The organism is Mycobacterium sp. Root135 (assembly GCF_001426545.1).
Classification (GTDB): Bacteria; Actinomycetota; Actinomycetes; order Mycobacteriales; family Mycobacteriaceae; genus Mycobacterium.
This window is the reverse complement of the sequence record NZ_LMEZ01000006.1, coordinates 340,623-353,429: the sequence shown is the minus strand read 5'-3', so window position 1 is coordinate 353,429 and position 12,807 is coordinate 340,623. Positions and strand designations below refer to the sequence as shown.

Annotated in this window: 7 protein-coding genes; all 7 read left to right on the top strand. The window is 67.8% G+C overall.

From position 1 onward, the window contains the following. The first annotated feature begins 222 nt into the window (after positions 1-222). The 7 genes from ASD37_RS18345 (at position 223) to ASD37_RS18315 (ending at position 12,800) form a co-directional block, all read left to right on the top strand. Positions 223-1,131, top strand: coding sequence for a universal stress protein (locus ASD37_RS18345; protein WP_056554326.1), 909 nt, complete (start codon positions 223-225; stop codon positions 1,129-1,131). Between the two features lie 7 nt (positions 1,132-1,138). Next, positions 1,139-2,131 carry an NAD(P)H nitroreductase gene (locus tag ASD37_RS18340; RefSeq protein WP_056554323.1) on the top strand — a complete coding sequence of 331 codons (993 nt, stop codon included), beginning with the start codon at positions 1,139-1,141 and terminating at the stop codon, positions 2,129-2,131. A 58-nt stretch (positions 2,132-2,189) separates the two neighbouring features. Continuing rightward, positions 2,190-3,449 carry a cation:proton antiporter gene (locus tag ASD37_RS18335; protein WP_056554320.1) on the top strand — a complete coding sequence of 420 codons (1,260 nt, stop codon included), beginning with the start codon at positions 2,190-2,192 and terminating at the stop codon, positions 3,447-3,449. Positions 3,450-3,678: 229 nt separating this feature from the next. Continuing rightward, positions 3,679-5,457 carry an NAD(P)/FAD-dependent oxidoreductase gene (locus tag ASD37_RS18330; protein ID WP_056554317.1) on the top strand — a complete coding sequence of 593 codons (1,779 nt, stop codon included), beginning with the start codon at positions 3,679-3,681 and terminating at the stop codon, positions 5,455-5,457. 115 nt (positions 5,458-5,572) lie between these two features. Further along, a complete protein-coding gene (locus ASD37_RS18325; protein ID WP_056554314.1) occupies positions 5,573-11,098 on the top strand; it encodes a type I polyketide synthase in 5,526 nt (1,841 codons plus the stop codon). Beyond that, positions 11,098-11,949, top strand: a complete 852-nt coding sequence (locus ASD37_RS18320) for an ABC transporter ATP-binding protein (protein WP_056554311.1) — start codon at positions 11,098-11,100, stop codon at positions 11,947-11,949. Before ASD37_RS18325 ends, ASD37_RS18320 begins: the two co-directional genes overlap by 1 nt. Continuing rightward, complete coding sequence (locus ASD37_RS18315) at positions 11,949-12,800, top strand: ABC transporter permease (RefSeq protein ID WP_056554308.1); 852 nt, start codon at positions 11,949-11,951, stop codon at positions 12,798-12,800. The genes ASD37_RS18320 and ASD37_RS18315 overlap by 1 nt, the downstream gene beginning before the upstream one ends. Positions 12,801-12,807: the final 7 nt, after the last annotated feature.

Sequence of the window (12,807 nt, the reverse complement as noted above, 5' to 3'; positions counted from 1 at the left end):
AACCAGCCCGCTCTGGCCCAACTCGGCGAACACCGAGTCGCCGTCATCTGCGCCCACGTGCCCGCCCTCCGTCCTCCAGAACTGGGGAGACCCGACAAGCCTAACGTGGCGTGGGCGAACGGCTCTACGACCAGGGGAATTCGGCCCTACCGCGACCGTCGGTGCATTTGGTCGAATTGACGGGTAGGTGGACGACGGCCGCCCGAAGCGCATTGGAGCACGATGGACGACACCGGCAGCACACACGTTCCCGGGAACTCAATCGTCGTGGGGGTCGACGGCTCCCTCGGTGCGGTGGGTGCCGCCCGTTGGGCAGGTGCGCTCGCCGGTCGCCTCGAGGTGGCGTTGCACATCGTCACGGCCACACCGTATTTGGGACACAACCCATCGGAGCTTGCCATGGCGGCACGTGCGGCAGCCATGGCCGACCACCACGAGTGGGCCGATCGGTACCTCGCGGCCGCGCTGGAGGCAGTCCACGCCGATCACCCCGAGCTCCCGGTGACGACCGAGTCGCTCGCCGCGTCGGCGGACGACGCGCTCGCCGCGGCGAGTCAGTCGGCGACGCTTCTGGTGTTGGGCTGCGACGACGTCAGCGCGGTGGGCGCGCTACTCCTCGGGTCGACCACGTTGGCCACCCTGGCTGGGGCCAGATGCCCGGTGGTGGCGTGGCGGGGAGAGGCGGTCATGCCGTCCCGTCGGCCGATCCTGGTTGGCGTCGACGGGTCGGGACGCGACGGCGGCGCGCTTGGGCTGGCATTCGAACTCGCCGATCGGCTCGACGCCCCGTTGTGGGTCGTCCATTCCTGGTCTCTGAAGGGCTTCGCCGACAAGCACCGCCCGATGACGGTTGACTGGGACGCGAACACCAAGGAGCAGTGGCGGCGGCTCAACGAGCTCATCGAGCCGTGGCACCAACGCCACGCGCGGGTGGACGTCACGCGCATTGGCGAGTCCGCCAAGGCAAGTCACGCCCTGCACATCCACGCGAAATTCGCTCAACTCGTGGTGGTGGGGCGACGCCACGGGGGTTCCCACGGTCAGCGGATCCTCGGCTCGACGAGCCTCAACCTGCTGCACCACTGCAGCGTCCCGGTGGTCGTGTGTCCCTTCGATTCAGAGGTCGAGTGACGGTGAAATGAACACGCACTTCCCGGATCGCGTGACCCTTGATGCGGCCCTGTCGTTGGCGATACGTGCGCCGTCGGTGCACAACGTCCAGCCGTGGCGCTGGAAGGTCGGCGCGACGAGTCTGCACCTGTACTCCGACCCCACCAGGCAGCTCGTCCATGCCGATCCCGATGGTCGGGACTCGATGGTGAGCTGCGGTGCAACGCTCAACCACTGCGTCGTCGCCCTTGCCGCGCTGGGCTGGGCTGGCAAGGTCCACCGGTTTCCCGATCCGGCCGACCCCGCGCACGTGGCGTCGATCGAGCTGCAGCCCGTTTCCGTCGGCGAGGTGGACGTCGCGCTCGCGGCTGCGATTCCGCGGCGCCGCACCGACCGTCGGTACTTCAGTAGCTGGCCAGTTGCACACGCCGACGTGGCGACGATGGGGATGAGAGCCGCCAGGATGGGCATCGTCATGCGACGCGTCGACCCGTCGACGGAACTGCGGGCCGCGATTGCGCAGGCGGTCTGGCGCCATGCCACCGATCCCGACTACCTCGGCGAGCTGACGGTATGGAGCGGCCGCCACCGATCCACCGCAGGAGTGCCTGCGCGCAACACACCGCAATCCAATTCGCGGTCACCGGTGCCCAGCCGCCTGTTCGCCGGCCCGACGCTGTCCCAACCCACCGGCGCGGAACCCGCCGACGATCACGGCGTGTTGCTGGCCCTCGGCACCGTGGACGACGACGACCTGAGCCGACTCCGGGCGGGTGAGGCCACCAGCGTGGTGCTCCTGACGGCGACGTCGCTGGGCATGGCGAGCTGCTCCGTCACCGAGGTGTTGGAATTCAGCGAGACGCGCAACGCCATTCGGGCGGATGCCTTCGACGACGGCGAACATCCCCAAATGTTGGTGCGCGTCGGGTGGCCGCCCGTCAACGCCGACCCGTTGCCGGCGACGCCACGGCGCCCCTTGGGCGACGTCGTGACGCGGCTCGACGGCACGCCGTGGGGGTGACGCCGACCGCGCTGAATCCCAAACCCATCCGAAGGGCGCCCGTGGTCGAATAGCAGACATGCCCGCAGGTACTGCGATCCACTTCTTCCTGGAGCTGGCCGTGATCCTCGCGACGTGCCGCGTGGTGGGGATCATCGCCAAGCGCGTCGGACAGCCGCAGGTCGTCGGCGAGATGATCGCCGGCGTCGTCCTCGGACCCTCGCTCCTCGGCGAGATCGCCCCCGGCGTACAGCAGGCGCTGTTTCCGCCGGGACCCTCCAACGTGGTGCTCTACACGGTCGCCCAAATTGGGCTGGTTCTCTACATGTTTCTCATCGGGCTCAACTTCGACGTCGAACTGATCAAGCACCGAGCCGGGACGGCGGTGGCGGTGTCGGCGGCCGGCATCCTGGCGCCGCTGGCACTGGGCGCGCTGGTCGCCGTGCCGCTGCTGAGCGCCGGGGACTACTTCGAAGACGGCGTCACCCCGGTGATGGCGATGCTGTTCCTCGGCGCGGCGATCGCGATCACCGCCTTCCCGATGCTGGCCCGCATCATCTTCGAAAAGGGGCTGTCGGGAACGTCGTTGGGCACGCTGGCCCTGGCCTGCGGCGCCACCGACGACGCCGTCTCCTGGTGCATCCTGGCCGTCGTGCTCGCCATGAACAGGGACGACCCGATGATGGCCGTCATCGCCATCGGTGGCGGCGTGCTCTACACCGTGGTGGTCATGACGATCGGCCGGCGGGCGCTACGTGTGCTCGGTCCGATGGCAGAACGCCACGGCACCGTCACCCCACCCATGCTCAGCGTCGTGCTGATCCTGCTGATGGCCTGCGCGTGGTTCACCGACGTCATCGGCATCTACGCCATCTTCGGCGCATTCATCCTTGGCGTCGCGATGCCGTCCGGCTTCTTCGAACGGCACCTGACGTCTCGGCTGGAACCGCTCGTCACCACGTTCCTGCTGCCCATGTTCTTCGTCTACTCCGGGCTGAACACCCAGATCGGATTGGTGAACACGCCGACGCTGTGGGCGGTGACGCTGGGCCTGGTGCTCGTCGCGATCGCAGGCAAGGGCATCGCGTGCACGGTCGCGGCGCGCGTCAAGAAGGTGCCGATGCGCGAGGCCGTCGCGCTGGGCGCGTTGATGAACGCGCGCGGCCTGATCGGACTGATCCTGCTCAACATCGGGCTGGAGGCCGGCATCATCAGCCCCACGCTGTTCACCATCCTGGTGCTGGTCGCCATCGTCACCACCCTGATGGCCTCGCCCATCTTCGAATACGTCTACGGCAGGCACCGCGTCGTGGCGGAGCCGGCGACGGTGGCCCCGTGACGGCGCCTCGTTGTGACGAAACGCTGACGGTCGCCGCTGTCAGGCAAGCCCCCAGGCAGGGGCGCGTAGCCCGCGGCGCCACCGCCACGCAGCAAGATCAACGCCCGGCCCACCCATCGCGGGAGAGGCTCCGCAAACGTATCGGGCGTCCGTTCGCACCAGCCGAGGCCTCCCGGTCCGATAACGTCGGCCCAACTGGGAATCCTCGTCGACCGAGGAAGGGGAATGCATGGACGTGTCACAGCTGAACGCCGAGACCCGGGCCGCATTGGCGCGACGAATCAGGACACAGTTGGCGGAGTCGGACACCGCCCTCAAGCGCGGCGCCCCAGCCGAGAGGGCCGCCGACCATGACGTCGCCGTCATCGGAGGTGGCATCGCCGCGCTGACCCTGGCGCTGGAGATTCGTCGCGCCCGCCCCGCGACGCGAATCGTGATCATCGAACCGACGTCGCGTCCGGTCCCCGAGATCACCCACACCGTCGGCGAGTCGACCGTCGAGGTCTCCGCGCTGTATCTCGGGGAACGCCTCGGTCTGGCCGACCACCTGTCGAGCTCGCAGATCCGCAAGATGGGTCTGCGCATGTTCTTCTCCCACGACGGAAACACCGACATCACCCAGCGGATGGAAGTCGGCAGTTCGAGGTTCGTGCCGCAACCCACCTATCAAATCGACCGGGGTCGGCTCGAGAACGAGCTCACCGACCGGTGCACCGCCGCGGGTGTCGAGTTCTCCAAGAGTCGGGTCCGCTCGGTGGAGTTCGGCACCGACGGCCGTCCGCACACGATCACCACGCAGAACGGTGACGCAGTGGCCGACACCACGGCGCGCTGGGTCGTCGACGCGTCCGGGCGCACGCGCAAACTGCCCCGCCAGCTCGACCTGAGGCTCCCCAACGAACATCACTGCAACGCCGTGTGGTTCCGGGTCGCGGCCGAGATCGACCTCGGCAACTGGAGCGACGACCCACTGTGGCAGTCGCGCCTGGTGGAGGGCGACCGGTCGATGTCCACCAATCACCTCATGGGCGAGGGGTATTGGGTCTGGTTGATCAGGCTCGCCTCGGGTGCAACCAGCGTCGGGATCGTCGCCGACCCCGCCTTTCACGCCTTCGACGGCTTCAACAGCCTGGACAAGGCCCGTGCGTGGCTGCGAGAGCACGAGCCGCAATGCGCGGCGGAGATCGCCAAGCACGACGACGTGATCATGGACTTCCGCGTCATGAAGAAGTACAGCCATGGCGTGACGAAGATCTTCGACGGCCGCGACCGATGGGCCATCACCGGTGACGCCGGGATCTTCCTCGACCCGTTGTACTCCTCGGGCCTGGACCTGGTCGCCATCGGCAACGGGCTCATCACCGACATGGTCACCCGCGAGCTCGACGGCGAGGACGTGGTGGCCCGATCGGCCATCGACGACTCGCTGTTCCGGTCGCTCACCGAGATGTGGCTCGCCATCTACCGGGATCAGTACACCCTGATGGGGACGCCGAACGTGATGGCCGCCAAGGTGGTCTGGGACATCGCGTTCTACTGGGGCTTCGTGGGCTTCCTCTACGCCAACGGTCGATTCGTCACCGTGGCCGACGACCCCGAGGTCGTGCCGTACCTCGAGGGCTTGATCGAACTCAGCAATCGGGTTCAGCGGTTCTTCCGCGAGTGGGCGTCGGTGGAGGGCAACGTCGCCTCGGCCCAGTTCTTCGACCTGTACGTACCGCTGAACTTCATGGAGACCCTGCACAGGGCGATGATGGGAGTCTCCCCGAGGTTCTCCGAACGGTTCGACGCCAACGACCGGTTGCTGCGCCAACTGGCGGGGCAGTTGGTCGACATCGTCCTGGCGGAGAAGGCGAAGGTCTTCGCCGACGACGACGTCATGCGGCAGGTCCAGGCCTGGCAGCGCGATCCGCTCCTTCGTGAGCTCCGGTCGGTCTACCGCACCGAGCAGAACACCAACCCGATCAGCTCCGAATGGGTTCTGACCAACTCGCTCGAACTGACCTGACGTCGGCCCAATCCGACGCGGCCGTCAATACGAAGATATGAAGAGCCCTGTCCCGCGCGAGCGGCAGGGCAACCTTTCGTGATTCAACACAGATGGTGGGGGCAAAGGACACGACATGCTGACTGAACGACGCGGTCACGAACCCTTGGCGATCGTCGGAATCGGATGCCGCCTGCCCGGTGACGTCGACTCCCCGGAGAGTTACTGGGACCTGCTGTGCAGCGGCACCGACGCCACGCGCGTCGTGCCCGAATCGCGCTGGAACGCCGCCCGCTTCCACGACCCCCATCCGGGCAAGGTCGGCAAAATGGTCACCCGCCGGGGCGGTTTCCTCGACCAGGTCGACCAGTTCGACCCGCAGTTCTTCGGCATCTCGCCGCGAGAAGCCCACCTGCTCGACCCGCAGCAGCGCCTCCTGTTGCAGGCCACCTGGGAGGCGCTGGAGGACGGCGGCATCCCCGCCGACTCGCTGGCGGGCGCCCAGGTCGGCGTCTTCATCGGCGGCTTCACGCTGGACTACCAACTCCTGCAGAACCAGGGTCGCACCAGTCGCTACCGGTTCAAGACCCACTCGTCCACCGGAATGATGATGACGATGTTGGCGAACCGAATCTCGTTCGCCTTCGACTTCCGCGGGCCGAGCATGACGATCGACACCGCCTGTTCGAGTTCACTCGTCGCGGTTCACCTGGCGGCGCAAGCCATCTGGAACGGCGAATGCGACCTTGCCCTCGCCGGTGGCGTGAACGTCATGCTGGGACCCAACACCGCGATCGCCGAATCCAAGAGCGGGTTCCTCAGCCCCGACGGGCGCAGCAAGGCGTTCGACGAATCCGCCGACGGCTACGCACGGGGTGAGGGCGGCGCGGTCGTCGTCATCAAACCCCTCGCGCAGGCGCTGCACGACGGCGACGAGGTCTACGCCCAGATTCTCGGCACCGCGGTGTCGCAGGACGGACACACCGACGGAATCACCGTGCCCCGCAAGGAGGCCCAGGAAGCCGCCATCGTCGACGCCCTGCACAAGGCGGGCGTCGAACCCGCCGAGATCGGCTACGTCGAGGCGCACGGAACCGGAACGCCAGTCGGCGATCCCATCGAGATGCGCGCCCTGGCCAGCGCGCTCGCCTCGGGGCGACCCGCGGCCGAACCCCTGCTCATCGGGTCGGTCAAGACCAACATCGGACACCTCGAAGCGGGTGCGGGGGTGGCCGGCCTGATCAAGACGGCGTTGGTGCTCAAGCACGGCTTCGTCCCCGCCAACCTGCACTTCCACACTCCCAGTGGAGGTCTCGACCTCGCCGAGCTGGGCATCGACATTCCGACGACGGGCCGTCCCTTCCCCGAGAGCAAGCGGCGCCTCGCCGGGGTCAACTCGTTCGGATTCGGCGGCACCAACGCCCACGTCGTGCTCGCCGAACCGCCGGTCCTCGCCGTGGCCGCTGACGAACAGCCCTCTGCGACACCATCGTTGACGGTGATTCCGATCTCCGCGCGCAGCGAGGAGGCGCTGGTGGCGACGGCCCGCCAGTTGGCCGACCACGTTCGCGACCATTCCGAGATCACGCTGGCCGACCTCGCCTACACCCTCGGACAACGACGGGCGCACCTCAACCATCGCCAGACCCTGATCGCCGACGGAATCTCCGACGCGCTCGACCAGCTGCAAGCGCTCGCAGACGGCGGCCAGATCTCCGCCGGACGCACGAACCCCACCGCGCCGAAGCTCGCCTTCGTCTGTACCGGCATGGGTCCCCAGTGGTGGGGGATGTGCCGCGGGCTGATCGGCGTGTTCGACGTCTTCACCGAAAGCATGGAGCGCACCGACCGCGAGTTGTCCCGGTACGCGGACTGGTCACTGCTGGAGGAACTTCGGCGCGACGAGGCCAGCACGCGGATGGGGGAGACGGAGTTCGCGCAACCCGCCAACTTCGCCATCCAGGTCGCACTGGCTGCGCAGCTCGAGCACTTCGGAATTCGCCCCGACGCGGTGGTCGGACACAGTGCCGGCGAGGTGGCCGCCCATCATCTGGCCGGGCTACTGAGTTTCGAGGACGCCGTACGGGTGATCTACCACCGCAGCCAGCTTCAGCAGCGTACCAGCGGGATGGGCCGCATGCTCGCCGTCGGCCTCGACGCCGAAACGCTCATGACCACCGTCGACGAGAAGACCCTCGACGAGTTCACCCGACGGGTGTCGATCGCCGCGATCAACAGTCCGTCGGCGGTGACCATCGCCGGCGACGCCGACGTGCTCGACGACGTCGCCCGCCAGCTGGACGACGCCCAGGTGTTCAATCGTCATCTCGCCGTGAAGGTTCCGTACCACACCCACTACATGGATCTGGTGAAGGACGAGCTCCTCGACGCCTTCGACGGGCTGTCCTCCAGCCAGGCGACGATTCCGCTGTACTCGACGGTCACCGGTGAGCGGCTCGACGGGTACGCCGCCGGTGCCGCGTACTGGTGGCAGAACACCCGCGCCACGGTGCTCTTCGAGCCCGCCCTACGCCGAATGCTCGACGACGGCTACACCCACTTCGTGGAGCTGGGGCCGCATCCCGTGCTGGCGGCGTCGATCTTCGAGACCGCGGGAACCGAGAAGGCGCTGGTGCTAGCCACCCAACGCCGCAACGACGACGACGGCCGGACGCTGTTGAATTGCCTTGGCGCACTGCACTGCAACGGCCACGACGTGACGTGGAACGCGGTCCAGCCCAAGGGGTCTGCGCACCGGGTGAAGCTGCCGTCCTACCCGTGGCAGAACAAGCGCTACTGGAACGAGACACCGGAGGCGTCGGAAGACCTGCACTTCGACCCGGTACATCCGCTGCTTGGCCAACCGGTCAGCGGCGTGCGTCCCTCCTGGGAAGCCGAACTGAGCGCGTCCCACTTCCCGTTCCTCGCCGACCACCGAGTGCAGGGAAGCGTCGTCGTGCCGGGGGCGGTGTACGTCGAGATGGCGTTGGCCGCAGCGAAGGAGCACTACGGGACCGACCTCGCCGTCGACGATCTCGAGCTCCTTCGCGCGGTGATCCTCGACGAGACATGCGATCCCATCATGCGGACCACGCTCAACGAGGACACCGGCACCGTGGAGTTCGCGGCGTTCACCGCGACGCCCGACGGGGAGGTGAAGTGGACGATCACCGCCACCGCCGCACTGCGCGCGCTGCCCACGGCACCCGGCCGCCACGACGTCCGCGGCGACGAGGTGATCGCCACCTCCGGAGACGAGTTCTACGCCAGGACCGAGGGCCTCGGCTTCGGATACGGCGAGGCATTCCGCCCCGTCACCGAGATCGTCGGCGGCGCCGACTGGTCGGTGGCCCGGCTCGCCGTGCCGGAACCGATCGCCGACCAACTCGACGCGTACCGCTTCCATCCCGCGCTCGTCGACGGTGCGTTCCAAACACTGTTCGGCACGATGCTTCTTGGCCAAGACGCGCCGTCCGACCCGTTTCTGCCGTCCCGGATCCGGCACAGTGCCGTGTACGCGCCGCCCGAAGCGAAGATGTCGGTGGACGTCCAGGTCGTCTCGGCGACCACGGAGCGCATCGAAGCCGACATCACCGTCAGGAACCAGCTCGGCGAGGCACTCGCGGTCTTCGACGGTTTCACGGTGGAATCGCTGACCTCCTCGTCGCGCATGTCGCCCGAGCGCATCGACAAGGGTCTCTACGAGATTCACTGGGTCGCGAAGGACGACACCCCCGTCGGGTCCGCGGTGGAGGATCAATCCTGGCTCGTCCTCGTCGACGAACGCGGCGTCGGCAACGCGGTCGCCGAGACCCTGCGCGGTCGTGGTCACCGCGTGCGAACGGTGGCCCACGGTCGCGTTGCCGAGCTGACCGAGGTCGACGGTGGATACGTGGTGAATCCGCAACGCGCCGAACAGGTGTCGCAACTCGTCGCCGCGCATCTCGACCGTGAGGCCGAGCTCGCCGGCGTCGTCGACTGCTGGCCGGTCGACGTCGTGGCAGACCCCGGCGACCCGTCGACCGCGGACGCGAATCTGCACGTGGGCGTCTTCACCGTCATGCGGCTGGTCAAGGCACTCGCCGTGCACGACACCGTCGCACCGCGGCTGTACCTGGTGACGGCCAACGCGCAGGCGGCACCGGGGACCGCCTCGTGCGTCGCCGACCGGGCCGCGGTCTGGGGACTCGGACGAGTCATCGGCCATCACGAGTTCGCCGAGCGGTGGGGCGGTCTGGTCGACGTCGACGATGCCGACGACGTGGCCGAAACCGCCTCGCGCGTCGTCGACTACGTCCTCGCGCAGGATCCGGAGGACCAGATCGCCGTCCGTGGTGGCGACGTCTTGGTGCCACGAATCCGCGTCAGCCAGAGCCTGACGAAGGCGTTCCCGACGACGCTGACGCCGGACGCGACCTACGTCGTCACCGGTGGCGTCGGTGCGCTTGGCCGCACCGTGGCGACCTACCTTGCCGAGCGCGGGGCCCGGCACATCGTGCTGCTGAGCCGGAGTGCGGTTCCCCCGCGGAACACGTGGTCGACGCTGGCCGAGGATGACCCCCACTTCTCGACAGTCGACGCGATCCGGGCCGTCGAGCGACTGGGGGCGCGGGTGAGCACCGCGAGCGTCGACGTCACCGACGTCGGGCAGCTGCAGGAGTGGTTGGCCGACCACGTCCGCGAGGGCGGCAGGCCCGTCCGCGGGATCATCCATGCCGCGGGCACGGTCCACGACCAACTGCTGATGAACATGAGCGAGGACGACTTCGCGAAGGTGTTGGCGCCCAAGATGATCGGAACTCGGGCATTGCACGACACCTTCAAGGACCACGATCTGGAGTTCTTCGTGATGTTCGGTTCTGCCGGGTCGGCGATCGCGTCGCCGGGGCAGGGCAACTACGCCGCCGCCAACGCGTTCCTCGACGCGTTCGCCCATTCCCGTCAGGCGCAGGGGCTGCCGGCGCTCACCATCGGGTGGGGCCCGTGGTCGGTGGGCATGGTCGAGGAGCTGCACCTGGAGAAGGTCTACGCGCACCGAGGCATCGAGCTCATCACCCCGTCGGCGGGCGCCCGCATCCTCGACCGCCTGATCAACCAGAAGACACCACAGGTCATCGCGATCACCGCCGACTGGGGTCGAGCCCGCCAGGTCGGGTTCAGCGCCGGGTTGCCCAAGATGTTCGCCGAACTCGAGGCAACCGAAGTGCCACTGGGCGAAGGTGACTCGAACTCGTCGATGCTCGATCTGCTCGCCGGCCTGCCCGAGCCCGAGCGGCTCGGCGTGGTCACCGACCAGCTGCGACGCACCGTCGCCGGCGTGTTCGACTGCGCCGTCGACGACATCGAGCCCGACGACATCCTCGACGACGTCGGCCTGGACTCGATGATGGCCATGGACTTCCGGATCCGGATCAACACGACCTTCGCCATCGACCTTCCGGTGCTCGAAATCCTCCGCGGCGTGAGCGTGGACTCGCTGGCCGTTCGCGTGCTCGCCGAGGTCGACTCGCTGCACGGCGGGGACACCGCGATCGCCGAGGAGCCGACCGAGCAGCCCGACGACGAGGTCGACGGGCTGCTCGACGCGCTGTCCGAGGACGACCTTCGACGACTGCTCCTCGAGCTCGAGGACGAGTCCGCCGAGCAGGAACCGGGCCGCTGATGACGCAGGCGGACAAGTCATCTGCGGTGCGGGTGCGGGGTCTGGCCAAGTCCTATCGGCGGATATCGGCGGTTCGCGATCTGGACCTCGACGTCGACTACGGCGAGATCTTCGCGATCCTCGGCCCCAACGGCGCGGGCAAGTCGACCACGATCGAGATCCTGGAGGGCAACCGCAAGCGCGACGCCGGCGAGGTGCTGGTACTGGGGGAGGACCCCGGGACGGCGGGCCGCAGCTGGCGGGCCAAGGTGGGCATCGTCCTGCAGGAGGCCAGCGACGCCGGCATGCTCACCGTCGCAGAGACCGTCCGGATGTTCACCAACTGCTATGGCACCGTGCGCCGTCCGGGTGAGGTGCTCGAACTCGTCGGGCTCGACGCCGTCGCAGGCAAGAGGGTGCGGGCGCTGTCGGGAGGCCAGCGGCGTCGGCTCGACGTCGCGCTCGGCATCGTCGGGATGCCCCACCTGTTGTTCCTCGACGAGCCGACGACGGGGTTCGACCCCGAGGCCAGGCGCCAGTTCTGGGATCTCATTCGGCTGTTGGCCGCCGACGGCACCACCATCGTGCTGACCACCCATTACTTGGAGGAAGCCGCCGCGCTGGCCGACCGGGTCGCGGTGATCGTCGGCGGCAGGGTGGTTGCGGTGGACTCGCCGACCAAGCTGACGGGTCACGTGAACTCGGCGGCTACGGTGCGCTGGGTCGACGCCGACGGGGTGCACGTCGAGAAGACCGACCGGCCAACCGATCTGGTCAAGTCCCGCAGCCAGGATGGCGCGGAGCTGTCCGAGTTGACGATCACCCGGCCCACGCTGGAAGACGCCTACCTGCACCTGATTGGCCAAGCCTGATGGCGGTCGACCGAGACCAGGTCGCGGCGCGGCACCGTGCCCCCGCGGCGGAGGCGCCGTTGCCGTCGGCGCTGCGGATCGGGCTGTCGCGGGTGGTCCCCGAGTTGAAGATGTTCTACCGCAGGCCCGAACAGGTGGCGTTGACGTTCTCGATGCCCGCGGTGATCTGCATCCTGCTGGGGTCGATCTTCACGACGACGTTGCCGGGCAGCAGTACCAGCACCGGATCGGTGATCGCCGCCAGCATGCTGGCCTACGGGATTCTGTCGACGTCGTTCATCAACTTGGGCATCAGCATTGCCGCCGACCGCGACACGGGCGGGTTGAGGCGACTCCGCGGGACGCCGACCACCGCGACCTCGTACTTCGTCGGCAAGATCGCCTTGGTTGCGGTGGTCAGCTTCGCCGAGGCCGTGATCCTGCTTGCGGTCGGGGTGTTCGTCTTCAACCTGCACCTGCCCAGTGATCCCGGCGGATGGTTCACGTTGGCGTGGGTCTTCGTGCTGGGCACCGTAAGTTGTTCCCTGCTGGGCATTTTCATCAGCAATTATGCCAGCAACGCCGTGTCGGCCGCGGTCATCACCAACGGTCCGTCGGTGGCACTGCAGTTCATCTCGGGAACCTACGTGCCGCTCGTCGTCCTGCCGGCCTGGATGCTGACCATCGGCTCGATCTTCCCGATCAAGTGGATGGCCCAGGGATTTCGCTCAGTGCTCCTGCCGCCGGAGATGGTCGTCTTCGAGCCGGCAGGAAGCTGGGAGCACTGGCGAATCTTCCTGGTGCTGACCGCATGGAGCGTCGGCGGCCTGATCGGATGCCTCGCGGTCTTCAGGTGGTCGGACGAGCGGTGAGTCGTGC

Excerpts from the sequence above, each read along its gene's own strand:
- ASD37_RS18345 (WP_056554326.1), top strand. The coding sequence starts at position 223 with ATGGACGACACCGGCAGCACACACGTTCCCGGGAACTCAATCGTCGTG.
- ASD37_RS18340 (WP_056554323.1), top strand. The coding sequence starts at position 1,139 with ATGAACACGCACTTCCCGGATCGCGTGACCCTTGATGCGGCCCTGTCG.
- ASD37_RS18335 (WP_056554320.1), top strand. The coding sequence starts at position 2,190 with ATGCCCGCAGGTACTGCGATCCACTTCTTCCTGGAGCTGGCCGTGATC.
- ASD37_RS18330 (WP_056554317.1), top strand. The coding sequence starts at position 3,679 with ATGGACGTGTCACAGCTGAACGCCGAGACCCGGGCCGCATTGGCGCGA.
- ASD37_RS18325 (WP_056554314.1), top strand. The coding sequence starts at position 5,573 with ATGCTGACTGAACGACGCGGTCACGAACCCTTGGCGATCGTCGGAATC.
- ASD37_RS18320 (WP_056554311.1), top strand. The coding sequence starts at position 11,098 with ATGACGCAGGCGGACAAGTCATCTGCGGTGCGGGTGCGGGGTCTGGCC.
- ASD37_RS18315 (WP_056554308.1), top strand. The coding sequence starts at position 11,949 with ATGGCGGTCGACCGAGACCAGGTCGCGGCGCGGCACCGTGCCCCCGCG.